Origin of the sequence: Polaromonas sp. OV174, from assembly GCF_900112285.1 — a bacterium.
In the GTDB taxonomy this organism is placed as follows: Bacteria; Pseudomonadota; Gammaproteobacteria; order Burkholderiales; family Burkholderiaceae_C; genus Polaromonas.
Window position 1 is genome coordinate 33,567 of the sequence record NZ_FOKZ01000016.1, and the last position, 22,405, is coordinate 55,971.

The following is a 22,405-nucleotide window of genomic DNA, read 5'->3' on the forward strand; positions in this document are numbered from 1 at the left end:
CTCCCGGAACGCCACGAACTCCAGCCGGAGTTCAATCCATCACTATGCGCCAGTAGCCGCTGGTCTTGGCAAGCGGGCGTTTATCCCCTGCGGTGATCCCGGGATTCAGGGCGAGCGGCTCAAGCGCGGCGAGGCCAAGGCCTGCAACTGGTCGTTGATGGCCGTATCCAGGGCCTTTTGTTTTGGCAGCACTTGTGCCTTTTCCAGCGCCGCCTGCAGCAGGCGCAAATCCTTGCTGCTGGTCGTGGCCTTGATTTGCGCCACCGCCGCCGTCAGATTGCCGCTTTTGATCAGCGCCAGCATTTTTGTCACCCATTCACTCATGTCCACCCCCGGTTTTCCTGCCAGGCCCGGGAAAAACCGGCCTGGCCAAAGTATGTAATTACTCGGGGGCAGTAAAATCTGCCCCCGCCTGCGCGCCACTCTTGTGCGCGACAGGCTTAGCGTACGCTTTTTTAGTGCGATTTTTTGACCTGAGTGATTGATCCTTGACAGACGCCCCCCGCACCCCGACGCCAGACCAGACGGCCGAATCTTCTCCCCAGGAATTTTCCAAAATACAAGAGCCGCGGCTTTGGTGCGGTGAGGGCTGGACCGCCCGCGTGCTGAAAAACGAGGACGACGACGGCTGGGCCGTGGCCATGATCAAGGACGGCGAGCCCGAGCCCGCGCTGGTAGGCCCCTGGACCATGGGGCGCGACAAGAAGAACCCCAAGCCGCTGGACGGCCCGGCCTTCAGCACGCTGGTGAAAACCGCCTCTGAATTTGTGCGCCGCCACGAGCAGCAGCTGCACGCCACGCTGCACCAGCGCATCACGGTGACGGCCAATGCCGGCCGCATCACGGTGTCGCTGGACATCGTTCCCGACGAAGACCATCCGCATGCGCTGCTCAGCGCTCACGACGAGGCCGGCGAGCCGCTGGCCGAGGTTCGCGTGGCGCCGTCCTTCAAGCTCAACCGCAGCAGCGCGGTGGCCTGGGCCGACAGCGACTTTGCCAAACCGAAAGACCGAGCATGAGCCGCACGCATAGCGCCCCAATGAATGGGCTGAACACGTTAAAGGTAGCACCGGCCTGCGGGATTGACTTCGGCACCTCCAACTCCACGGCCGGCTGGGTCCGGCCCGGCCATGGCACCTTGCTGCCGCTGGAGGGCGACAAGCTGACCTTGCCTTCGGTGATTTTTTTCCATGCCGAAGACGAGGAAGTCCGCTACGGCCGGGCCGCGCTGGCCGACTACCTGGAGGGCTATGAGGGACGGCTGATGCGCTCGCTCAAGAGCCTGCTGGGCACCTCCATGATTGACGACTTCACCGAGGTTGCCGGCCGGGCACTGCCGTTTCGGGAGCTGCTGGCACGCTTTGTCGGGGAACTCAAGCAACGCGCCGAGCTGGCCGCCGGGCATGAGTTCTCCCGCGCCGTGCTGGGCCGGCCGGTGTTCTTCATCGACGACGATGCCGCCGCCGACCAGCGCGCGCAGGACACGCTGGAAGACGTCGCCCGCAAGGCCGGCCTGCGCGAGATCGCGTTTCAGTACGAGCCGATTGCCGCAGCGTTTGACTACGAATCGAAAATTTCGAGCGAAGAACTGGTGCTGGTGGTCGACATTGGCGGCGGCACCTCGGACTTCAGCCTGATTCGCGTCGGCCCCAAGCGCGCCGGCCGTGCCGAGCGGCGCGACGATATTTTGGCCAATGGCGGTGTGCACATAGGCGGTACCGACTTTGACCGGGCCCTGAGCCTGGCCAGCATGATGCCCATGCTGGGCCTGGGCAGTTCGCTGAAAAGCGGTCTGGCCATGCCTTCTGCGCCTTACTTCAATCTGGCGACTTGGCACACCATCAACATGGCCTATAGCAAAAAGGCCTGGTCGGAAATCAGCGACCTGCACCGCGAGGCCAGCGACAAGCCCAAGCTGGAGCGGCTGCAAAGCGTGGTGCGCGAGCGCGCTGGCCACTGGCTGGCGCTGCAGGTGGAGGCGGCCAAGATCGACTTGTCGAACTCGGCGCAGACGCAGATAGACATAGGCCGTATCGCGGCGGGCGAGAGCGTGAGCTTGCACCGCGATGACCTAGATAGGTCCATCAACGGGCTGGTGACGACGGTGGAGCAAACGGTGAGCAAGCTGCTGCGCGACGCCGGCCTGGCCGCCGACGGCATTGATACGGTGTTCTTCACCGGCGGCTCCAGCGGTGTGCCCTTGCTGCGCCAGCGCATCCTGGCGCTGCTGCCGCAGGCGCGTTCCGTCGAGGGTGATCTGTTTGGCAGCATTGGCGCCGGCCTGGCGCTCGATGCCCAGCGCAAGTTTGGCTGATGGCTACCAGAACGATAGTTAACTATTGAATTTATTTAAATGAATAGTTAACTATTGTTGTTATTGAATTAAATCGATAAAATACTATCGAATAGTTCCATAACGATACTTTTTTATCATGAAAACCTTGCTGGAGATGGCGCAGCGCCTGGAAAGCGAGCGGCAGCGGCTCAAGCTCGATTACCAGGCGATTGCCGAGAAAACCGGGCTGACGCCGTTGTCGGTGCGCAGCGCCATGCAGGGCCGCACCGCGCCGCGCATCACCACCTTGATGGCGATTGCCGATCAATTGGGGCTGGAGGTGCTGCTGTTGCCCAAGGTGGTGGCGATGGGCTTGCAGGCGAAAGCCGCTGGCGAGGCAGGGCCTGCGCCCGCGCTTTCCAGCGTCGACCGCATCGTGGCTGAAACAGCCTTGCGCTCTGCCGGCGCCCAAAACCCAAAAAGCGGGCAGACAAAATGAATGTGCTGGCGCTGGACATCTATGTAGGCGCTGCGCGCGCCGGGCTGCTGTTCCAGTACGGCACGGGCAACAGCGCGCTGACGCGTTTTATTCCCGACGAAGCCTTTTGGTCCAGGCCTGATTCGCCGGTGCTGTCGTGGGCCGCCATGGACGACGACCCGCAACGGCGCGAAATTTTCTGGCGCAGCTATGTCAGCACGCCGTTTTTCAATGCCGAAGGCGGCCGCCTGCCGGCTTTTTTTCAAAACCTGCTGCCCGAAGGCCCGCTGCGCCGCCATCTGGAAGAGCTGCGCGGCTGCGGGCCGGGCGACCACTTCGACCTGCTGGCCGCCTGCGGCACCGACCTGCCGGGCAATGTCTATGCCTACCCGGCGCACCTGGATGCCGATGCGCTGGCCGGCGTGGTGACCCAGCACAACGATGCGCTGGAGATGACGGTGACGGCCGACCCCTTGCCCGAGGCCACCTCGCTGTCGGGCGTGCAGCCCAAGCTGGCGCTGCTGGCGCAGCAGGGGCGCTATGTGGCGCGCACCAAGGACGCGCAGGGCACGCACATCATCGCCAAGCTGCCCACGGTGGAATACGCCTTGCTGCCCGAGGTGGAGGAGTTGTCGCTACGGCTGGCGCAGGCCGCCGGCGTCAAGGTCTGCAGCGCCTGGCTGGCGCCCATGAGCGAGATGCTGGCCGAGCAGCCCTTTGTGCTGGGCGAGAGCCGGCAGTTTTTGGCCGTGCAGCGCTTTGACCGCAGCCCGCAAGGCCACATCCATTGCGAAGACTTTGCGCAAATCCTGCGCATCCCCCCGGAAGAAAAATACACCCACCCGGCCGCCACCTACGCCACCATGGCCAGCACGCTGCGCAGCGGCATGGGGCTGAACGGCGAGCTGGGGGAGGGCGCGGCCGAAGAGCTGATCCGGCGTGTGATGGTCAATGAAATGCTGGGCAACTACGACGCCCATGTGAAGAATTTCGGCGTGGTCTACCCGGATGGCCGCACGCCGGAGTTGTCTCCGGCCTACGACGTGGTGGCCTATGCCGCCTACCTGGGTGGGCGCGGCCATGCGCTGCGTTTTGTTCCGGGCGGTGAAAAGCAGGCGCGGCTCAGCCCGCAAACCGTGCGCAGCTTTTGCAATGCCACCGGCATGTTCGAAACCCGGGTGCGCGGCGTGCTCAACGAGGCGGTGGGTCTGGCCTGCGCCTCATGGCCTGCGCTGATCGAGGCCAGCAGCCTGCTGAATCAGCAAAAACAGAATCTGCTCAGGCATTTCGAGGCCTGCGACGCGGTGCAGAGCTGGCGGAGCAGGCGCGCTGGCAGCGCCGGGCGCAAGGTGACCCGGTAAAGCTTGCACGATGCTTGCTAGACAATCGCTCATTGTTAGACATCTGCAATTTGGAGCACCTGGATGAACTTTGCGACTGACCTTTCGACGGTTACCCACGGCATACAGCTGGCCGTGGCGCCGGTGTTTTTGTTGACGGCGGTATCGGGAATGATTGGTGCCGTGGCGGGCCGCCTGGCACGCATCATCGACCGAGCCCGTTTTCTTGAAAACCGGCTGGAGGCAGGGGGCGTTGAAGAGAGTCGTGCCACGAAGATGTATGCCGAGTTACAGCAACTGAGAAAGCGCGGCTGGCTGGTCAACGGCTGCATTGCCCTGCTGACCTTTTGCGCCATTCTGATCGGCAGCACGATTATTTTGCTGTTTCTCGGCGAAACCATCGAGATGCCCACGCTCAAGATCGCCACCGTGTGTTTTCTGTCGGGCGTGATCTGCTTTTTGTCGGCCCTGGTTTGTTTTTTGGCCGAGACTTTGTTGGCGACCCGGTTGTTGAAGTTTGCGGAGCCTTCGCGGCCGGGGTGATTGTTGTCAGCAGTTGTTTTATTGATAGGTGAAGTCTCTGTCAACGGTTGACGGGAAGGCTTCGTTCAAGGTGTTGAGGTGTATGGTGAGCAAGCAGTTCGCTGCCGCTCAGGTCTTTAACTTAAAACCACGGTAGTACCACGATGACAATACCTACGAAAACAAGCAAGCCTTACCTCTACGGCCGCAGCTTTGCACTGGTCATGGCAGCCGCTTTGGCCTGCTCTTCCAGCTTTGCCGAAAAACCTGAATGGGCGGGCGGCGGAAAGCACGGCAAGGGTAACAAGCACGAGCAGGCGGAGCAGTCCGATCACGGCAATTCCGGACTGGGCCAAAAGGCGAAGAAGAACCAGCAGTCGACCGAGGTCCGGGTCGGCGGCTATTTTGTGCCGCAGCAGCGCGTGGTGGTCCAGAACTACTATGGCAAGCAGTCCAAAGCGGGTCATTGCCCTCCAGGTCTGGCCAAGAAAAACAATGGCTGCCTACCACCCGGGCAAGCCAAAAAATACGCCATAGGTCAGCCACTGCCCCGCGATGTCGTGTTCTACCCCGTACCTGCGTCCGTCGTGGTGCAGCTGGGGGCTCCCCCCGCAGGGCATAAATATGTGCGCGTCGCTACCGATATCTTGCTGATTGCGGTGGGCACCAGCATGGTGGTGGACGCCATGCAGGACCTGGGCTCGCTCTAGGCGCTTGGCGAATTGATTGCCCCCCGCTGTGAAGGCAAAGTAGCCACCACCGCGGGGAGATCCACCATCACCGGCTGGCCGGGTGTGGTGCAGCCGGTGTCGCAGCATTTGCCGGGCTGGCGGTTCTTGGTAATCGCACGGTCGGGGTCGTGCGCCACGCCGCGCTCCAGGATGCGTTCCACCAGCTCGACCTTGCTGCCCACCGGGTAGTTGCGGTAAATCTCCTGCTTCATGGCGGCCGGCGAGCCGCCGCCGTGCAGGCTGATCACGCTGTACCAGCCGCCCTGGTAACCGGCGCTCAGGTCTTCGATGAAGCGCGCGGTTTCAATGCGCTGCTCATAAGGCACATCGGGGTTGGCACGCAGCACTTCGGATAGTTTGGCGCCGGTTTCGGGGTTGTGGTCTTCGTCGGGGCCGGGCAGGGTGACGATCAGGCCACCGCTGACGTAGTGGGCAATGCGGTGCATGTCGTAAATCTTGGTAGCGAGCAGCAGCTTGCCGATGTTGGAAAACACCGGGTCTGGCATGAAGGTTTTGCTGTGTTCGTCAACCTTGCCATAGACGCTGGCCGCCACGCCACAGGCAAAAAAGCTTTCGGTGATGGTGATCAGCTCGACCATCTGTTCGCGCAAATGCGTTTCCTTGGCCGGATCGAAGCCATTGGCCTCGCACATCAAAGCGCCAGCGCCAATCAGCAGGTCGCCAAAGCCGGCGCGCGCGCCTATGCAGGAGTGGCGGTGGTGGGTGGCGTAGCTGTAGGTGAGGTGGCCTGAGTGTTCCCATTCACCGGCGTAAAACACGCTGTCCCAGGGCACAAACACCTTGTCGAACATCACCACGCCGGTGCTCTGGCCGTATTTGCGGCTGAACAGGGGCGCACCGTGCTCGACTTTTTCACCGGGCCTGCCGGCCGGGCGCGCAATGATGGTGATGCCGGGCGCATCCAGAGGCACGGCGCAGCAAACCGCAAAGTCGGCGTCTTCCTTGCCCATGTTGCGGCAGGGCATGACCAGCAGCTCATGCACATAAGGCGCGCCGGTCACGATGGCCTTGGTGCCGCTGATGACGATGCCCTTGGCATTGCGCTCGACCACATGCACATAGCTGTCGACATTGGCCTGTTCATGCGGCCTGCGGCTGCGGTCTCCCTTTGCGTCCGTCATGGCGATGCCCAGGGTCAGGTCCTGGTCTTGAATGCGGTGCAGGTAGTTCAAAAAGCGTGCGGTGTTTTCCGTGGTGCCGCGTGCGTCGTCGATGCGGCTTGAAACCTGGCCAATCGCATTGAGCGCGTCGTGCGTCAGGTAACGCTGGGCGCAACCGGTTTCCTGGCAGACCAGGCGCACGGCTTCCAGCTTGTTGAGCAGGTCGCCGCTGCTGGTGTTGATGTGGCTCAAGCGATTCACCAGCTTGCCGCTGCTTTGCTGCACCGCCGTCATGATGGGTGCGTATTGAGCCTTCAGGGCGTAGTCATAGGTCAGCGCAATGGCGTTGATGCCGGGGCCGAAGCCGCGCTCGTCGGCGACGCTGACCACCTGCTGGCCGTCCAGAAAAACGCGGGGTTTGTAGCGGCGCAGTGACTCGCGAAAGTCATCACCGGACATCAGTGTGGCGGCAGGGGCGGGTGCATTCATGGCTTGTCTCCTGGGTTGTTTTCGCAATTCTAGTGATAAATTAAACACTGTTCAATACATTGTTTTGGTGTTCAATTAAAAGTGGATGGCCCGGATTTTGGGGGTATATTCATCCCATGCAAGCCAGACTAGACCGCCAACAGGCCATGAATGATTCGCGCCGGGCGCTGATGCTCGACGCCGCCCGCTCGGTGTTTGAGCGGCTGGGTATCGAAGGCGCCAGCATCCGTGAAATTGCCAAACAGGCCGGCTACACACCGGGCGCGATTTACTCCTATTTTGAAAACAAGGAAGCGATTTACGGCGCGCTGCTGGCCGAATCGCTGGAGCGCCTGAATGTGCTGGTCGATGCGGCCGGCCTGGACGCCGCCAGCCCGTCCGATCTGCTGGAAGCCAAGGCCAGCGCCTGGTTTGGTTTTTATGCCGCCAATCCGCGCGACCTGGACCTGGGCTTTTACCTGGTGCAGGGCATGCAGCCGCGTGGCCTGACGGCAGAGCTCAATTACCAGTTGAACGACCGCTTGCATGATGCCTTGCGACCCTGCGAAATGGCCTTGCAAGCCATGGGCCTGAACGGTGAAGACGCCTTGCGCGAAAATACGTCTTTGCTTGCCCACGGCGTGGGCTTGTTGCTGCTGCAACATACCGGCCGCATCCGCATGTTCGGGCAAGATGCCACGCTGCTGTTTGCGGCCTATCTGATTGCCCTGGTGGAGCGGCTGCAGCGCGATGCGCCTGCGCCTTGACCCCTTTTTTTGAATTTCAGGACTAACCATGTTGCTCGATGCCGATGACTCCCAACTCGTACTGGTGGACTACCAGACTCGCTTGATGCCCGTCATTTTTGAAAACGAACTCGTCATCGCCAACGCCGTGCGCCTGGCGCGCATGGCCCAGGCGCTGGCAGTGCCGGTCTGGGCCAGCGCCCAAAACCCCGACAAGCTGGGGCCCAATGTGCCCGCCGTGCAGGCGGCGATTGAAGCGGCGGGCGGCAAGACCCTGTCCAAAATGCATTTCAGCGCAGCCGCCGAAGGTCTGGGCGAGTGGCTGCGCCCGCCGGTGCGCAAGGCGCCCACGGGCGGCAATGCCCGCAGCCTGCCCAAGCATTTTCAAAAACCAGCACCCGAAGAAGACGCCGGCCGCAGCACCATCGTCATTGCGGGCTGCGAAGCCCATGTCTGCCTGATGCAGACGGCGCTGGAGTTGCTGGAAGAAGAGTTTGAGGTCTGGGTGGTGACCGATGCCTGCAGCTCACGCAGCGAGCGCAACCGCGATGCGGCATTTGACCGCCTGGCCGGCAATGGCGCCGAGCTGGTGACCACCGAGATGGTGGCCTTTGAATGGCTGCGCACCGCCGAGCATCCTGACTTCAAGGAAATTCTGGCGCAGGTGAAGTAATTCCATTTCTAAACCATCCGTGTCGTTGTTGCTTCGCCTTGCCGTGCTATAGCACTGTCTGCGGCTTCGCGCCTAGACACGAATGATTTGGAAACGGAATAAGGCGTAAGGCGGTCAGCGCTTTATTTGAATGAAATAGGCCGCTAGCCCAATACAGATAAGCGCAAGCAGCTATTGAAAATATAGCATTGGCAGCAAGTTGCCAATGCGCGGAAAATCACTTGACGCGCTGCTTTTCCAGTTTGCGCGCCAGCGTGCGCCTGTGCATGCCCAGTCGGCGCGCGGCTTCGGAAATGTTGAAATCGGTCTCGGCCAGCACCTGGTGGATGCGTTCCCATTCCAGGGTTTTGATGGAGGTGGAGCGTTGCGTCAGGCTGACCTCGGTGTCGCCGCTGGTGCGGCCGAAAGCGGCCTCGATGTCGTCGGTATTGGAGGGCTTGGCCAGGTAGTGGCAGGCGCCCAGTTTGATGGCTTCCACGGCCGTGGCAATGCTGGCAAAGCCGGTCAGGACCACGATCAGCATGTCGGGGGCGTGGCTGTTCAGGGCTTGCACGCAGGACAGTCCCGACGCATCACCGTTCAATTTCAAATCGACGACGGCGTAGCCTGGCGAATGCCGCTGCAGCAGTATCTCGACCGCTTCCAGGCTGGCGGCGAGGAGTACCGAATAGCCGCGGCGCTCGAAGGAGCGGCCCAGGGTACGGGCAAAGGCGGCGTCGTCCTCGACGATGAGTAGCTGTCGTTCAATGTTCATGTCTTGCCATTTTTTCCAGCGTGACGGCAGCCAGCGGCAAGGTGATGGTCACCACCGCGCCGCCCTCCCGGCGATTGCTGGCCGTCACGCCGCCGCCCAGCGTGCGTGCCACGTTCACCACCAGAAATAAACCCAGGCCGCCGCCGGCGCGCCCCTTGCTTGACTGGTAGGGCTTGCCCAGTTGGGCCAGCATGCGGGGTGAAAAGCCGGGGCCTGCGTCGGTCACGGTGAGGGTCAGGGTGTGGGCGTCGCGCGTGGCCTCCAGGCTGAGGTAGTGCGGTGAGGCCTCCAGTGCGTTGTCCAGCACATTGCAGATCATTTGCTTGAGGGCGGACTCTGACACCATGGGCAGATCCTCGAGCACAGCATTTTTGTAGTCAAAGGAAATGACCGGGCGTGAGGTGCGCCACTCTTGAACCAGCTCATCCAGAAAGGCGCAAATCGAGGTTTTCTTTGAGGACTCCCCGCGAGCCTCGCCGGCTGACAGCAAGATGCCGCTGACAATGGCCTTGCAGCGTATTAGCTGGGCCTGCATCTCGGCAATCTCCTGCTCTAGCTCTGGGTCGGAGGTGAAGGCCGGCATGTGCCGCCAGTCGCCCAAAATCACTGCCAGCGTGGACAGCGGCGTGCCCAGCTCATGCGCCGCGCCCGAAGCCAGCAGGCCCATGCGCACGATGTGCTCTTCTTCTACCGCACGCTGGCGCAGGCTGGCCAGGTGGGCATCGCGCTCACGCAGATTGCGGTTGATGCGGGCAATAAAGATCACGACCAGGCTGGCATTGAGCACAAAGCAGATCAGCAAGCCCTGAATGTGCGGACTGGCCAGACCCAGCTCAAGGTCCAGGGGCAGGGGCAGGGGCCGACCGAACACCGCCAGCAGGGCAAAGCAGGCGGCGGTGATGCTGACCATGGCCCAGACCGACCAGGCTTGCAGCAACACCGCGCTGAGCGTGACCTGCAAGAGGAATAGAAAACTGAAGGGATTGCTGGCGCCGCCGCTGAGGTAGAGCTGCGCCGTCAGCATGGCCACGTCCACCAGCAGGGCCACGAACATTTCGCTGTTGCTGACCTTGGGCGAGCTGCGCCAGCGCAGCAGGCTGGCCACATTAAAGACGACCAGGCCAGCCAGCACGGCCAGCATGGGCTGCAGGGGAAGTTCTATGCCAAAGCCGAAGTGCACCACCACGATGGTGGCCAGCTGGCCGAACACGGCCAGCCAGCGCAACTGCACCAGCAGCATCATGTTTTTCAGGCCGGTGGCATCGTCCAGGCGGGTCTGGCCGCTGGGTTCGGGGGCGAGGCCGGCAGGGCGGCTATCAGTCAAGAGAGGGATCTTCGGAATCGCGGGCGACATGAGGAGGATTGTCCCCCATGTGATCACGGCGACGCCGGCCTTGTTCGCGTGCCACCAGCACCGTGGCGCCCAGCACCATCAGGGCCAGGGTGTACCAGGTAATGGCATAGATCAGGTGATGGTCCTGGAACTTGATGACGGTCAGGCCGGCCAGGGGCCATGCTGGGCTGGCAAACGTGCTGTCGCCGGCAGGTGGCGCGGGCGTGGCGTTGGCGTCCAGAAAGAAGGGGGCGACCTGGGTGAGGCCTCTGGCCTGGGCAATCGCCGCGACATCGCGGGAATACCACTTGTTGGCGGCCAGGTCGTTCCGGCGTAAAAAGCCGCCGCCGGGCTCGCTCAGGCGCAGCAAGCCGGTGACGCTGACCGGGCCTGCGCTTTCGGTGGCGGCACGCGCCTGGCGGGCGCGCGCCTCGGGCGGAATAAAGCCGCGGTTGACCAGCACGGTCTCCCCGTTTTCGGTCTGCAGTGGCGTCATGACCCAAAAGCCGCTGCCGTGGGCCGTGACGGCCTGCACCAGGGTTTCACGGTCATGCAAAAACCGGCCGCTAACCTGTAAGTGGCGATATTCATCGCCAGCCGCCGAGATTTGCGGCCACTGCGATGGCGGAGGCAGGGCCGTGGCAGGCGCATGCACCCGCTGCTCTACCCGGCTGATAAGGGCGTGTTTCCAGGCCCTGCGCTCGAGCTGCCACTGGCCCAGCGCGGCGAAGCCGGCCACCAGCAGGACGGCGATCAGGGCCAGCGCGACGCAGGCAAACGTGGAGCGCGGCGCGCGGCTGGCCATGGGTGCAATCAAGTCTTGCGCCGGCTCAAGGCATGTTTTTCATGTCGTGAATCGACATCGGCATCATGTTGGCGTTCATGTGGTACATGACCCACAGGGAACCGGCCAAGGCAATGCCGACGATCAGCAAGGTGAACATCAGGGCCATGAAGGACCAGCCGCCCTCGGAACGCGTGTTCATGTGCAGGAAGTAAATCATGTGCACGACGATTTGCACTGCAGCGAAGGCCATCAGCACCAGGGCAGTGGTGCTGTTGCTTTCGAAGACTTTGCCCATCACCAGCCAGAAGGGAACGGCGGTCAGGAACACGGCGAGGATGAAGCCCGTCACATAGCCGCTCAGGGTGCTGTGGCTGGCGCCGCTGTCATCGTGCCCGTGGTCGTCATCGTGGTGGTCGTGCGCATGCTGTGCGCTGTCATGGTCGTGGTCGGTATGCGCGCTCATGGCAGGGCTCCCATCAGATAAACAAAGGTGAAGACACCAATCCAGACCACGTCCAGAAAGTGCCAGAACATGGACAAGCACATCAGGCGTCGGCGGTTCTCGGCGCCCAGGCCGTGGCGCTTGACCTGAAACATCAGGGTGATCAGCCAGATGATGCCGAAGAAAACGTGCAGGCCGTGGGTGCCGACCAGTGCGAAGAAGGACGACAAGAAAGCGCTGCGTTGCGGTCCCGCGCCCTCGTGGATGAAGTGCATAAATTCATACATTTCCAGGCCCAGAAAGCCTGCGCCCAGTAGGCCGGTGATGCCCAGCCAGACGAGTACGGCATTGAGCTTTTTCTTCTGCATCTCCAACATGGCAAAACCATAGGTGATGGAGGACAGCAGCAGTAGCGAGGTGTTCAGGGCCACCAGCGGCAGATCGAACAGGTCGGCGCCCGAAGGGCCGGCCGCATAGCTTCGGCCCAGCACCGCATAGCAGGCGAACAGGCAGGCAAAGATGAGGCAGTCGCTCATCAGGTAGAGCCAGAAGCCGAGCAGGGTGCCGTTGGCCGGATGGTGCTCGCGCCGCAGGAAGAAGCGCTCGCTGAGCGCGCCTGGGCTCTGCAGCGCTGCAGCGTCGGCCGAAGGGGTGGTCAAGGGGACGGTGGTATTAAGCATGGCTGGCCAGCAAACGTGTGCGTTCGTTTTCGGTATGGATGATTTCTTCCGCAGGGATGTAGTAATCGCGCTTGTAGTTGAACGAGTGGTAGATGGCGGCGCCCACGATGGCGACGAAAGACAGCACGGCCAGCAACCACATCTGCCAGATCAGGGCAAAGCCGCAGACCGTGCAGATGGCGGCAATGATGACGCCGGCAGCGGTGTTCTTGGGCATGTGCACGGGGATGAAACCATCCACCGGGCGCACATAGCCGTGTTTCTTCATGTCCCACCAGGCATCGATCTCGTGCACAACGGGGGTGAAGGCGAAGTTGTAGGCCGGCGGCGGCGACGAGGTCGACCACTCCAGCGTGCGACCATCCCAGGGGTCGCCGGTGTTGTCGCGCAGCGAGTCACGGCGGAGGTAGCTGACGATGAACTGGATGATCATGGAGGCAATGCCCAGCGCGATCAGCACGGCGCCAAAGGCCGCGATCTGGAACCAGATTTGCAGGGATGGGTCTTCAAAGTGGCTCATGCGGCGCGTCACGCCCATGAAACCCAGTACGTAGAGCGGCATGAAGGCCAGGTAGAAGCCGACCAGCCAGAACCAGAACGAGCACTTGCCCCAGAACGGATCGAGCTTGTAGCCAAAGGCTTTGGGGAACCAGTAGGTGATGCCGGCGAACAGGCCAAACAGCACGCCGCCGATGATCACGTTGTGGAAGTGGGCAATCAGGAACAGGCTGTTGTGCAGCACGAAGTCTGCCGGTGGCACGGCCAGCAGCACGCCGGTCATGCCGCCTATGGCGAAGGTCACCATGAAGCCAATCGTCCACATCATGGGCACCTCAAAGGTGATGCGGCCGCGGTACATGGTGAACAACCAATTGAAGATCTTCGCCCCGGTCGGGATGGAGATGATCATGGTCGTGATGCCGAAGAAGGAGTTGACGCTGGCGCCCGAACCCATGGTGAAGAAGTGGTGCAGCCACACCAGGTAGGACAAGATGGTGATGGCGAAGGTGGCGTACACCATAGACGAGTAACCGAACAGGCGCTTGCGGCTGTAGGTGGCGACGACTTCAGAGAAGACACCGAACAGCGGCAGGATCAGGATGTAGACCTCGGGGTGGCCCCAGATCCAGATCAGGTTCACGTACATCATGGCGTTGCCGCCGAATTCGGTCGTGAAGAAGTTGGTGCCGGCGTAGCGGTCCAGGCCCAGCAGGCCCAGCACGGCGGTCAGCACCGGGAAGGCGGCGACGATCAGGATGTTGGTGCACAGGGCGGTCCAGGTGAACACCGGCATCTTCATCAGGGTCATGCCGGGTGCGCGCATCTTGATGATGGTGGCCAGCAGGTTGATGCCTGATAAAAGCGTTCCGACCCCCGCCAGCTGTAGTGACCAGATGTAGTAGTCCACCCCCACGTCCGGACTGTTGATGATGCCCGACAGCGGCGGGTAGGCCAGCCAGCCGGTCTTGGCAAACTCGCCCACGAACAGTGAAGCCATCACCAGGATGGCGCCGCTGGCGGTCATCCAGAAGCTGAAGTTGTTAAGAAAGGGGAAGGCCACGTCGCGCGCGCCGATTTGCAGCGGCACCACGTAGTTCATCAGGCCAGTGACCAGCGGCATCGCCACGAAGAAGATCATGATCACGCCGTGCGCGGTAAAGATCTGGTCGTAGTGGTGCGGCGGCAAAACGCCCAGGTTGTCGCCGAAGGCAATCGCCTGCTGCAGCCGCATCATCAGCGCATCAGAGAAGCCGCGCAGCAGCATCACCAGGCCCAGTATCACGTACATGATGCCGATCTTCTTATGGTCGATGCTGGTCAGCCAGTCACGCCACAAGGGCCCCCACAGGCGGAATTTGGTCAGGGCCGCCAGGATGGCCAGCCCGCCCAGCATGACGGCAGCAAAGGTCACCAGCAAAATGGGTTCATGGAGCGGAATCGCTTCCCAGGAGAGGCGGCCGAAGATGAGCTTCGTTAAATCAAGTTGGTCGAACATCGTGGGTCCGTAAGGAGGAGGTGAGTGGCATGGGAGGTAAGGCCCGGCAAAGGGGGGGCTGGGTGAGCTGGCCTGTTAGATGGGACTGGTGGCGGGTTCGGTGACGGGTAGCTGCAATCCCAGCGGGTTGCCGGGGCTGCACATCGCGCCCACGTAGTTGCGCGTGGGCTGGTCGTTCAGTCCCAGGCGAGCGCGGGTGGCTTCGTCCAGGGAGGCGATGTTGATGGTGCCCGGCTTGCCCAGGCCGCCGCTGGCGTCAATCGCCATCATGTCGTGCATGCACATCTTGTTGTTTTCGACGCAGCGGTTCAGGATGGCCTCGTAGAGGTCGGGCGCCACCTTGGCGTAGTGCTGAACCGGGTTGCGCTCGCTGGGTTTTTCGAGCTGCAAATAGGTGTCGCGGCTCAGCGATCGGCTGCTGGACTTGACCTTTTTGACCCATTGCTCAAAGTCGCCATCGTTCAGGCCATGGAACTTGAAGCGCATGCCGGAAAAGCCCGCGCCGCTGTAGTTGGCCGACAGACCTTCAAATTCGCCGGGCTTGTTGATGATGGCGTGCAGCTGGGTTTGCATGCCGGGCATGGCATAAATTTGACCTGCCATGGCCGGAATGAAGAAGGAGTTCATGACCGAGGAGGCGGTGATCTTGAACTGGATAGGACGATCGACTGGTGCCGCCATCTCATTGACCATCGCAATGCCTTGCTCGGGGTAGATGAAGAGCCATTTCCAGTCCAGCGCAACCACTTCCACGACCAGGGGCTTGGTGCCCGCGGGCATGGTGCGTTGTGCGTCAATGCGTTCCAGCGGCCGGTAAGGGTCCAGCTTGTGGGTGCTGATCCAGGTGATCGCGCCCAAAATGATGATGATCACCAGGGGCACCGCCCAGATCACCAGCTCAAGCTGCGTGGAGTGGTGCCACTCGGGGTCGTAGTCGCTGCGGTTATTGGATTTGCGATAACGCCAGGCAAACACAAAGGTCAGCACAATGACGGGAACAATGACCAGCAGCATCAGCACCGTGGAGGTGAGGATGAGGTCACGTTGCTGCATGGCGATGTCGCCGGAGGGGCGCATCAACACCCAGTCGCAACCGCCCAACATGGCAAGGACAGGGAAGAAAAGCAGGCCGAGAAGTTTTTTTAGATAGGGCATGACGAAAGCTCGAACCGTTGTCAATAAGGTAAAGCGTGAATCTACCCTTTGAGCCACATCAATGCAATTGGACATTTTGTCCTATGGCATGATGTTTCTTATGGGGCTAATTAGTCTGTTCCCATGTTGTCAACTTGTGTAGGGGGTCACATGTCAAGCCTTGGTTCGAGCCATCCAGATACTTTCATGCAAGACGAGCCGGCGCATCGACATGCCGATGATTCGGCCGGGGTTGCCCCGAGCGAGATCGCCGTCGGTGTGATCATTGGCCGGGCGTCCGAGTATTTCGACTTTTTTGTCTACGGCATCGCCTCGGCGCTGGTGTTCCCTTCCGTGTTCTTTCCCTTTGCCGACCGGCTTGAGGGTTTGCTGTATTCGTTTGTCATTTTTTCCTTTGCCTTCATCGCCCGGCCACTGGGCACGGCGCTGTTCATGAGCGTGCAGCAGCGCTGGGGGCGGGGCGTCAAACTCACGGCTTCGCTGTTTCTGCTCGGCACCGCCACCGCAGGCATGGCCTTTTTGCCGGGTTATGCCACCTTGGGTGTGGCTTCCATCGTGCTGCTGTCACTGTTTCGTTTCTGCCAGGGCATCGCCTTGGGCGGCGCCTGGGACGGCTTGCCGTCACTGCTGGCGCTGAGCGCGCCGGCCGGGCGCCGTGGCTGGTATGCCATGATTCCGCAGCTGGGCGCACCCATAGGCTTTATTGTGGCCAGCGGCTTGTTTTTGTACCTGCATTCCGAGCTGTCCAGCGCCGATTTCCTGGATTGGGGCTGGCGTTATCCGTTTTATGTGGCCTTTGCGATCAATGTCGTGGCCCTGTTCGCGCGTCTGCGCATCGTGGTGACGGACGAGTATGAGCATCTGCTGCAAAAGCATGAACTCGAACCGAGCTCGTTCAGGGAAATGTTCCGGGCCCGCGGCAGCAACCTCTTTATTGGCGCCTTTGCCGCCTTGGCCAGCTATGCGCTATTTCACTTGGTGACGGTGTTTCCGCTGTCCTGGATCTCTTTGCATGCCAGCCAGCCGGTCAACGACGTGCTGTCGGTGCAGATCGTCGGCGCCGGCATCGCCATCCTGGGCATCATCGCTTCGGGTTTGATTGCCGACCGCATAGGTCGCCGCAATACCTTGGGCATTCTGGCTGGCCTGATCGCCATCTTCAGCGTGTTTTCACCGATGCTCATAGATGGCGGTCCGATTGGACAGGATGTCTTCATCCTGCTTGGCTTTGCCTTGCTGGGTCTGTCATATGGCCAGGCCGCAGGTGCGGTGACCTCCAATTTCTCGGCCCGCCACCGCTACACCGGCGCAGCCTTCACGTCAGACCTGGCCTGGCTGATTGGTGCGGCCTTTGCGCCGCTGGTGGCGCTGGGTCTGTCGGTGCATTTCGGGCTCGCCGCCGTCAGCGTGTATTTGCTTTCCGGGGCCCTTTGCACGCTGGTCGCGCTGCGCATCAATCGGGTTCTGGAAAGCCGTGGTTGACGTGCCGGCTTGGCTGAGGCTGGCAAACGCTTGAGTCTATCCCGGGGCAGGGGTGCATAGTCTGGTCGCCCGCCAGACAGGGCGTTGCGCCTTGTCTGGTGTCAAAAATGCCTTCAGCCCAATAACGATAGCCAATGATTGCTATTGATACGATAGCAATTCAATGCTCACGGTTCCGCGTCAGCGTCACGCAAGCCTGTTATCAATAATTATAAATTCAGTTTCATGCTTGCCCCACCTGTGCAAGCACCGTCCATACAAAGCCGGAGACATCCAATGCAGAACACGCTCACAAATTATTCAGATTTTTACCGTCAATCCGTAGAGCAACCCGATGCCTTCTGGGCCGAACAGGCCCAGTTGATTGACTGGCACCAGCCCTTTAGTCGTGTTTGCAACGACGACAATCCGCCCTTTGTGCGATGGTTTGAAGGCGGGAAAACCAATTTGTGCCACAACGCGGTGGACCGGCATCTGGCGGCGCGGGCCGAGCAGGCCGCGCTGATCTGCGTGTCCAGCGAAACTGGCCAGGAAAAAATCTATAGCTTCAAGGCCTTGCACCAGGAGGTGCAGCGCATGGCGGCCAGTCTGCAGGCGCTGGGTGTGCAGCAGGGCGATCGCGTGCTGATTTACATGCCCATGATGGCCGAGGCCGCTTTCGCCATGCTGGCCTGCGCCCGCCTGGGCGCGATTCACTGCGTGGTGTTTGGTGGTTTCGCCAGCGGCTCGCTGGCATCGCGCATTGAAGACGCCACGCCCAAGGTCATTGTCAGCGCCGATGGCGGTTCGCGCGGCGGCAAGGCGCTGGCCTACAAGCCGCTGCTGGACGAGGCGATCCGTTTGTCCAGCCACAAGCCCCAGGCCTTGCTGCTGGCCGATCGCGGGTTGGCCCCCATGGCGCTGGTGGCCGGGCGCGACCATCTCTGGAGCGACTTGCGCGAGCAGCATCTTGACGCCCAGGTGGCCTGCGCATGGCTGGACGCCGCCGCCGTGAGCTACACCATTTACACCAGCGGCACCACCGGCAAGCCCAAGGGCGTGCAACGCGATACCGGCGGCTACGCCGTCGCACTGGCGGCCAGCCTGAAACATATCTTCGACGGCCGCGCCGGCGAAACCTTCTTTTCAACCAGCGACATCGGCTGGGTGGTAGGCCACAGCTATATCGTCTATGGCCCGCTGATTGCCGGCATGTCCAGCATCATGTACGAAGGCTTGCCGACGCAAGGTATGGACGGTAAGCCCAACGGCGGCATCTGGTGGCAACTGGTGGAGAAGTACCGGGTGACGGTGATGTTCAGCGCCCCGACGGCGGTACGGGTGTTGAAAAAGCAGGATCCGGCGCTGCTGACGAAATACGATCTGTCCAGCTTGCGTGCGCTGTTTCTGGCGGGCGAGCCGTTGGATGAGCCGACGGCACGCTGGATCAGTGAGGGCCTGAAGGTGCCCATCATCGACAACTACTGGCAAACCGAAAGCGGCTGGCCGATTTTGACCATCGCCAACGGCGTGGAGAAAAAGCCCAGCAAATTCGGCAGCCCGGGCGTTCCCATGTATGGCTACAAGGTCAAGCTGATGCATGAAACCAGCGGCGAAGAGCTGACCCAGCCCGGTGAAAAAGGCGTGCTGGTGATCGAGAGCCCGACGCCGCCCGGCTTTATGCAGACCGTCTGGCAGGATGATGCGCGCTTCATCAACACCTATTGGAAGAGTATTGCGGGCAAGACGGTTTACAACACCTTCGACTGGGGCATACGCGATGCGGATGGCTATTACTTCATCCTGGGGCGCACCGATGACGTGATCAATGTGGCCGGCCACCGCCTCGGCACACGCGAGATCGAGGAAAGCATTTCAGGCCACGCCCAAGTCGCCGAGGTGGCCGTGGTCGGTGTGGCCGACGCGCTGAAAGGCCAGGTTGCCATGGCCTTTGTCGTGCTCAAGGATGCGAGCCTGATGGCGGACGAGGCTGCATCGCTCAAGCTGGAAGGCGAAATCATGAAGCGCGTGGACGGCGACTTGGGTGCCTTGGCGCGGCCGGCCCGCGTGCGCTTTGTCAGCGCCTTGCCCAAGACGCGCAGCGGCAAGCTGCTGCGCCGCGCGATTCAGGCGGTGTGTGAAGATCGCGATACGGGCGACCTGACGAGCATGGAGGATCCGGCCGTGCTGCAGCAAATCCGGGAGCGGATGTAGGCCTTGATTGGCCGGCTTGGCCAGGCAGCTTGTGCGGCGGGGGCATCAATCCCCCGCCAAATGATCAGCCGGCTTGGTGGTTGCCAGCGCATCGCCTTGTGCTTTTTTCCTCGCTAAAGGGTATTCACGGAGGCTAAATGACTGTTTTTTCGTTCACAATATCAGTTATTGCTTATATACGTGAAGTCTTATGGATCAAATGATTCAAGCCAGCGGCCAGGCCGAAAGAGGGCGTGTTTTTGAGTTGGCCGCTGAGTTGTTTGCCGTGCTGTCCACGCCCATGCGGCTGCGCGTGCTGAGCGCCTTGTGCGATCGCGAAAAATCCGTCAGCGAGCTGCTGGCGGAAATCGATACCACCCAACCCAATCTCTCGCAGCATCTGGCGGTGCTTTATCGCACCGGTGTGCTGGCCAAGCGCAAGGAAGGCACGCAAGTGATTTACCGCGTGCAAAGTGAAAAAGCTGTGGCCCTGTGCCGCACGGTTTGCACCCAGATTGCGATTGAACTCGATGAGCCGGACGCTGTAAGTACTGAGCAGCGTTTGTCACCCCAATCCCCACCATCCCCTTTATCTGGTGCTCAAGACGCCTGAACGGAGAAAACGCCTATATGTTGAGTCGATTCATACAACGTGCGCCCGAGAACTTTCTCTCGCGCGAGCAGATAAAGGAAGTGCATGGCGGCCGCCGCGGCTTTCTGGCCCAGGCCTTCGCCGCTGCAGCGGCCGGTGCCAGTGCCGTGGCAGTGGGGCAGGCCAGCGCCCAGGAGGCGGCTGGCGACCCGAACATCCTGAACCTTCCCGCGCACAGCAAGGGACTGGGCCAGCCGGTGGCGGCCAGGCCTTATGGCGTGCCCAGCGAATTTGAAAAAAACCTGCAGCGCCGCGAAAGCCCGGGCCTGACGCGTGTCAGCCAGGGCAGCGTGAGCTTTTGCCCGCTGCAAGGGCTGTTTGGCATCATCACGCCCAGTGGCCTGCACTTTGAGCGCCATCACCAGGGCTGGTGGGACATAGACCCGAGCAAACACCGCCTGATGCTCACGGGCTCGGACGAGACCATGCTCAAGCGCCCCATGGTCTTCGGCATGGACGAGTTGATGCGCATGCCCAATGTCAGTCGCATGCATTTCATCGAATGCGGCGCCAACACCGGCATGGAGTGGGGCAACTCCGCCGTGCCCACGGTGCAGTACACCCATGGCATGCTGAGCTGCAGCGAGTTCACCGGCGTGCCCTTGCGCGCCATTTTGGAACTCTGTGGCGTGGATTTCAATCGCGCCAAATTCATTCTGGCCGAGGGCGCTGACGGCTCCAGCATGACGCGCACCATTCCCATGAGCGAAGTGATGAGCGGTGAGGTGCTGGTGGCCTATGGCCAGAACGGCGAAATGCTGCGACCTGAAAACGGCTACCCGCTGCGCCTGATCGTGCCGGGCGTGCAGGGCGTGAGCTGGGTCAAGTATTTGCGACGCATCGAAGTCGGCGACATGCCTTACGGCACCAAGGACGAAACCATTCACTATGTGGATTTGATGCCCGACGGCCTGCATCGCCAATACACCAGCATTCAGGAAGTCAAGAGCGTGGTGACCTCGCCCAGCGGCGGCCAGATGCTGCTGCAAAAAGGCTTTCACAACATCACCGGCCTGGCCTGGAGCGGCCGCGGCAAGATCAAGCGCGTGGATGTGTCCACGGACGGCGGCCGTAACTGGAAGCCGGCCAGGCTGGAAGGGCCGGTGCTGTCGAAATGCCTGACCCGCTTCAATGCCGACTTTGTCTGGGATGGCAAACCCGCCATTTTCCAGAGCCGTGCTGTCGATGAAACCGGACAGATTCAACCCACTTATGGCGAGCTGCGCAAGGTGCGCGCTTCGCGCAGTATTTATCACAACAACGCGATTCAATCGTGGTCACTGGAAGAGAACGGCGAGGTAAAAAATGTCCAGGTTTGAGTCGCAGTTTCTTCCCAAGCTCACCCTGCTGGCCGGCCTGTGGCTGCTGGGTGCGAGCGCCAGCCAGGCGCAGTCGACACCAGCGAAAAAGCTGGCCGAACCCGCTAGCGCATCGCGCGCCGCGCTGGCCGGGCTCGGTCGCAGTGCCACGCCAGCGGAAATCAAGGCCTGGGACATCGATGTCCGCCCCGACTTCAAAGGCTTGCCCAAGGGCAAGGGTTCGGTGCAGCAGGGCGAGGTCTTGTGGGAGGCGCAATGCGCGTCCTGCCACGGCACTTTTGCCGAATCGTCCGAGGTGTTCACGCCCATCGCCGGTGGCGTGACGGCCCAGGACATCAAGAATGGCCGTGTGGAAGGCCTGATGCCGGGGGCCAACCAGCCGAATCGGACCAGCCTGATGAAGGTCTCCACCGTGTCAACGCTGTGGGACTACATCAACCGGGCCATGCCCTGGACCGCGCCCAAAAGCTTGAGCGCCGACGAGGTCTATGCCGTCACCGCCTACATCCTGAATCTGGGCAACATCTTGCCGGCCGACTTCACGCTGTCCGATCAGAACATTCGCGAGGTGCAGGCGCGCATGCCCAATCGCAATGGTGTGACGACGGCGCATGCCATGTGGCCTGGCAAGGAACTGGGCGGCACCAGCAAGCCCGATGTCCAGGGCTCGGCCTGCATGAGCAATTGCAAAACCGAGGTCGTGATCAAGAGTTTCTTGCCCGACTACGCCCGCAATGCGCATGGCAATCTGGCAGATCAGTCGCGTCTGGTGGGAGCCAGCCGGGGCATACAGACCGATCCAAAGCTGCTCGCTAAAAATGAGTCAAATAGTGCTGTAGCCCAGGCGGGACGGGCGCAGGCTGCTCCTGAAAAAGAAGCTTCTGCGGGCAAGTCCGAGCCTGTAAAGGCCGCTGCGGTGATGCCGCTGCTGCAAAAGAACGCTTGCGTGGCCTGCCACGGCATGGACACCAAGCTGGTCGGTCCATCCTTCAAGGATATAGCCAACAAATATAAGAGCCAGACCGATGCGGTGGCCTATCTCTCGGGCAAAATCAAGGCTGGTGGACAAGGCGTCTGGGGAGCTATCCCCATGCCAGCCCAGGCCTTGAGTCCGGCAGAGTCGGCGCAATTGGCCGAATGGCTGGCGCAAGGGGCAAGCAAGTAATCCGTATCCACGCACGCTGAAAATAGCGTGCTCGCGTGACTGCGGATTAGGAGAAATCCCCTCCCGGACTCGTGTATTTTTGTGTCCAATCGTCTTCAAGTTTTAAGACATTCA

General features: G+C 61.2%; 22 protein-coding genes. 13 read left to right on the plus strand and 9 right to left on the minus strand.

Features of this window, described 5'->3' with window-relative positions; translation table 11 throughout:
- Positions 1-105: 105 nt before the first annotated feature.
- A complete protein-coding gene (locus BM160_RS14690) occupies positions 106-324 on the minus strand; it encodes a hypothetical protein (protein ID WP_092006923.1) in 219 nt (72 codons plus the stop codon).
- Between the two features lie 164 nt (positions 325-488).
- Between BM160_RS14690 and BM160_RS14695 the strand changes: the two genes are divergently transcribed.
- The 6 genes from BM160_RS14695 to BM160_RS14720 all read left to right on the plus strand — a co-directional run bounded on the left by BM160_RS14695 (position 489) and on the right by BM160_RS14720 (position 5,325).
- Entirely contained in the window at positions 489-1,019 is a 531-nt protein-coding gene (locus tag BM160_RS14695; protein WP_092006925.1) for a hypothetical protein, read from the plus strand.
- Positions 1,016-2,314, plus strand: coding sequence for an Hsp70 family protein (locus BM160_RS14700; RefSeq protein ID WP_255368912.1), 1,299 nt, complete (start codon positions 1,016-1,018; stop codon positions 2,312-2,314). The genes BM160_RS14695 and BM160_RS14700 overlap by 4 nt, the downstream gene beginning before the upstream one ends.
- Before the next feature lie 118 nt (positions 2,315-2,432).
- Positions 2,433-2,774, plus strand: a complete 342-nt coding sequence (locus BM160_RS14705; RefSeq protein ID WP_092006929.1) for a helix-turn-helix domain-containing protein — start codon at positions 2,433-2,435, stop codon at positions 2,772-2,774.
- The gene (locus BM160_RS14710) at positions 2,771-4,114 is read left to right on the plus strand and encodes a type II toxin-antitoxin system HipA family toxin (protein ID WP_092006931.1); all 1,344 of its coding nucleotides are present in this window, start codon (positions 2,771-2,773) and stop codon (positions 4,112-4,114) included. Before BM160_RS14705 ends, BM160_RS14710 begins: the two co-directional genes overlap by 4 nt.
- A gap of 63 nt (positions 4,115-4,177) precedes the next feature.
- Positions 4,178-4,636, plus strand: coding sequence for a DUF2721 domain-containing protein (locus BM160_RS14715; protein ID WP_092006932.1), 459 nt, complete (start codon positions 4,178-4,180; stop codon positions 4,634-4,636).
- Positions 4,637-4,779: 143 nt separating this feature from the next.
- Complete coding sequence (locus BM160_RS14720) at positions 4,780-5,325, plus strand: RcnB family protein (RefSeq protein ID WP_218156621.1); 546 nt, start codon at positions 4,780-4,782, stop codon at positions 5,323-5,325.
- Here BM160_RS14720 and BM160_RS14725 read toward each other — a convergent pair.
- Positions 5,322-6,956 carry a 4-hydroxyphenylacetate 3-hydroxylase family protein gene (locus BM160_RS14725; RefSeq protein WP_092006933.1) on the minus strand — a complete coding sequence of 545 codons (1,635 nt, stop codon included), beginning with the start codon at positions 6,954-6,956 and terminating at the stop codon, positions 5,322-5,324. The two genes, BM160_RS14720 and BM160_RS14725, sit on opposite strands and share 4 nt — an antisense overlap.
- A gap of 116 nt (positions 6,957-7,072) precedes the next feature.
- Between BM160_RS14725 and BM160_RS14730 the strand changes: the two genes are divergently transcribed.
- Together BM160_RS14730 and BM160_RS14735 are read left to right on the plus strand one after the other, a co-directional pair.
- Complete coding sequence (locus BM160_RS14730) at positions 7,073-7,702, plus strand: TetR/AcrR family transcriptional regulator (protein WP_092006934.1); 630 nt, start codon at positions 7,073-7,075, stop codon at positions 7,700-7,702.
- A gap of 28 nt (positions 7,703-7,730) precedes the next feature.
- On the plus strand, positions 7,731-8,354 hold the full coding sequence (locus BM160_RS14735) for an isochorismatase family protein (protein WP_092006935.1): 624 nt from the start codon (positions 7,731-7,733) through the stop codon (positions 8,352-8,354).
- Positions 8,355-8,571: 217 nt separating this feature from the next.
- Here BM160_RS14735 and BM160_RS14740 read toward each other — a convergent pair whose 3' ends face one another.
- The 7 genes from BM160_RS14740 to cyoA form a co-directional block, all read right to left on the minus strand.
- Positions 8,572-9,108, minus strand: a complete 537-nt coding sequence (locus tag BM160_RS14740) for a response regulator transcription factor (RefSeq protein WP_092006936.1) — start codon at positions 9,106-9,108, stop codon at positions 8,572-8,574.
- Positions 9,098-10,441, minus strand: coding sequence for an ATP-binding protein (locus tag BM160_RS14745; RefSeq protein WP_255368933.1), 1,344 nt, complete (start codon positions 10,439-10,441; stop codon positions 9,098-9,100). Before BM160_RS14745 ends, BM160_RS14740 begins: the two co-directional genes overlap by 11 nt.
- Positions 10,425-11,246 carry an SURF1 family protein gene (locus BM160_RS14750; RefSeq protein ID WP_092006997.1) on the minus strand — a complete coding sequence of 274 codons (822 nt, stop codon included), beginning with the start codon at positions 11,244-11,246 and terminating at the stop codon, positions 10,425-10,427. The genes BM160_RS14745 and BM160_RS14750 overlap by 17 nt, the downstream gene beginning before the upstream one ends.
- Before the next feature lie 25 nt (positions 11,247-11,271).
- Positions 11,272-11,691 carry a cytochrome o ubiquinol oxidase subunit IV gene (gene cyoD, locus BM160_RS14755; protein WP_092006938.1) on the minus strand — a complete coding sequence of 140 codons (420 nt, stop codon included), beginning with the start codon at positions 11,689-11,691 and terminating at the stop codon, positions 11,272-11,274.
- The gene (gene cyoC / locus BM160_RS14760; RefSeq protein ID WP_092006939.1) at positions 11,688-12,350 is read right to left on the minus strand and encodes a cytochrome o ubiquinol oxidase subunit III; all 663 of its coding nucleotides are present in this window, start codon (positions 12,348-12,350) and stop codon (positions 11,688-11,690) included. Before cyoC ends, cyoD begins: the two co-directional genes overlap by 4 nt.
- Positions 12,343-14,346: a cytochrome o ubiquinol oxidase subunit I gene (gene cyoB, locus BM160_RS14765; RefSeq protein ID WP_092006940.1), complete on the minus strand. Its 2,004-nt coding sequence runs from the start codon at positions 14,344-14,346 to the stop codon at positions 12,343-12,345. The genes cyoC and cyoB overlap by 8 nt, the downstream gene beginning before the upstream one ends.
- A gap of 75 nt (positions 14,347-14,421) precedes the next feature.
- The gene (gene cyoA / locus BM160_RS14770; RefSeq protein ID WP_092006941.1) at positions 14,422-15,501 is read right to left on the minus strand and encodes a ubiquinol oxidase subunit II; all 1,080 of its coding nucleotides are present in this window, start codon (positions 15,499-15,501) and stop codon (positions 14,422-14,424) included.
- A gap of 186 nt (positions 15,502-15,687) precedes the next feature.
- On the opposite strand from cyoA, the gene BM160_RS14775 reads away from it, so the two are divergent.
- The 5 genes from BM160_RS14775 (at position 15,688) to BM160_RS14795 (ending at position 22,291) form a co-directional block, all read left to right on the plus strand.
- Entirely contained in the window at positions 15,688-16,983 is a 1,296-nt protein-coding gene (locus BM160_RS14775) for an MFS transporter (protein WP_255368915.1), read from the plus strand.
- 276 nt (positions 16,984-17,259) lie between these two features.
- Positions 17,260-19,176, plus strand: a complete 1,917-nt coding sequence (locus BM160_RS14780) for a propionate--CoA ligase (RefSeq protein WP_092006943.1) — start codon at positions 17,260-17,262, stop codon at positions 19,174-19,176.
- Positions 19,177-19,366: 190 nt separating this feature from the next.
- On the plus strand, positions 19,367-19,768 hold the full coding sequence (locus tag BM160_RS14785) for an ArsR/SmtB family transcription factor (protein ID WP_092006944.1): 402 nt from the start codon (positions 19,367-19,369) through the stop codon (positions 19,766-19,768).
- 17 nt (positions 19,769-19,785) lie between these two features.
- A complete protein-coding gene (gene soxC, locus BM160_RS14790) occupies positions 19,786-21,126 on the plus strand; it encodes a sulfite dehydrogenase (RefSeq protein ID WP_092006945.1) in 1,341 nt (446 codons plus the stop codon).
- Entirely contained in the window at positions 21,113-22,291 is a 1,179-nt protein-coding gene (locus BM160_RS14795) for a c-type cytochrome (RefSeq protein WP_092006946.1), read from the plus strand. The genes soxC and BM160_RS14795 overlap by 14 nt, the downstream gene beginning before the upstream one ends.
- Positions 22,292-22,405: the final 114 nt, after the last annotated feature.

Bases quoted from the DNA above. Each gene is read 5' to 3' on its own strand.
- BM160_RS14785 (WP_092006944.1), top strand. From the start codon at position 19,367: ATGGATCAAATGATTCAAGCCAGCGGCCAGGCCGAAAGAGGGCGTGTT.
- soxC (WP_092006945.1), top strand. From the start codon at position 19,786: ATGTTGAGTCGATTCATACAACGTGCGCCCGAGAACTTTCTCTCGCGC.
- BM160_RS14690 (WP_092006923.1), bottom strand. From the start codon at position 324: ATGAGTGAATGGGTGACAAAAATGCTGGCGCTGATCAAAAGCGGCAAT.
- cyoD (WP_092006938.1), bottom strand. From the start codon at position 11,691: ATGAGCGCGCATACCGACCACGACCATGACAGCGCACAGCATGCGCAC.
- BM160_RS14775 (WP_255368915.1), top strand. From the start codon at position 15,688: ATGCAAGACGAGCCGGCGCATCGACATGCCGATGATTCGGCCGGGGTT.
- BM160_RS14715 (WP_092006932.1), top strand. From the start codon at position 4,178: ATGAACTTTGCGACTGACCTTTCGACGGTTACCCACGGCATACAGCTG.
- BM160_RS14795 (WP_092006946.1), top strand. From the start codon at position 21,113: ATGTCCAGGTTTGAGTCGCAGTTTCTTCCCAAGCTCACCCTGCTGGCC.
- BM160_RS14700 (WP_255368912.1), top strand. From the start codon at position 1,016: ATGAGCCGCACGCATAGCGCCCCAATGAATGGGCTGAACACGTTAAAG.
- cyoC (WP_092006939.1), bottom strand. From the start codon at position 12,350: ATGCTTAATACCACCGTCCCCTTGACCACCCCTTCGGCCGACGCTGCA.
- cyoA (WP_092006941.1), bottom strand. From the start codon at position 15,501: ATGCCCTATCTAAAAAAACTTCTCGGCCTGCTTTTCTTCCCTGTCCTT.
- BM160_RS14725 (WP_092006933.1), bottom strand. From the start codon at position 6,956: ATGAATGCACCCGCCCCTGCCGCCACACTGATGTCCGGTGATGACTTT.
- BM160_RS14750 (WP_092006997.1), bottom strand. From the start codon at position 11,246: ATGGCCAGCCGCGCGCCGCGCTCCACGTTTGCCTGCGTCGCGCTGGCC.
- BM160_RS14705 (WP_092006929.1), top strand. From the start codon at position 2,433: ATGAAAACCTTGCTGGAGATGGCGCAGCGCCTGGAAAGCGAGCGGCAG.
- BM160_RS14780 (WP_092006943.1), top strand. From the start codon at position 17,260: ATGCAGAACACGCTCACAAATTATTCAGATTTTTACCGTCAATCCGTA.
- BM160_RS14735 (WP_092006935.1), top strand. From the start codon at position 7,731: ATGTTGCTCGATGCCGATGACTCCCAACTCGTACTGGTGGACTACCAG.
- BM160_RS14740 (WP_092006936.1), bottom strand. From the start codon at position 9,108: ATGAACATTGAACGACAGCTACTCATCGTCGAGGACGACGCCGCCTTT.
- BM160_RS14710 (WP_092006931.1), top strand. From the start codon at position 2,771: ATGAATGTGCTGGCGCTGGACATCTATGTAGGCGCTGCGCGCGCCGGG.
- cyoB (WP_092006940.1), bottom strand. From the start codon at position 14,346: ATGTTCGACCAACTTGATTTAACGAAGCTCATCTTCGGCCGCCTCTCC.
- BM160_RS14720 (WP_218156621.1), top strand. From the start codon at position 4,780: ATGACAATACCTACGAAAACAAGCAAGCCTTACCTCTACGGCCGCAGC.
- BM160_RS14730 (WP_092006934.1), top strand. From the start codon at position 7,073: ATGCAAGCCAGACTAGACCGCCAACAGGCCATGAATGATTCGCGCCGG.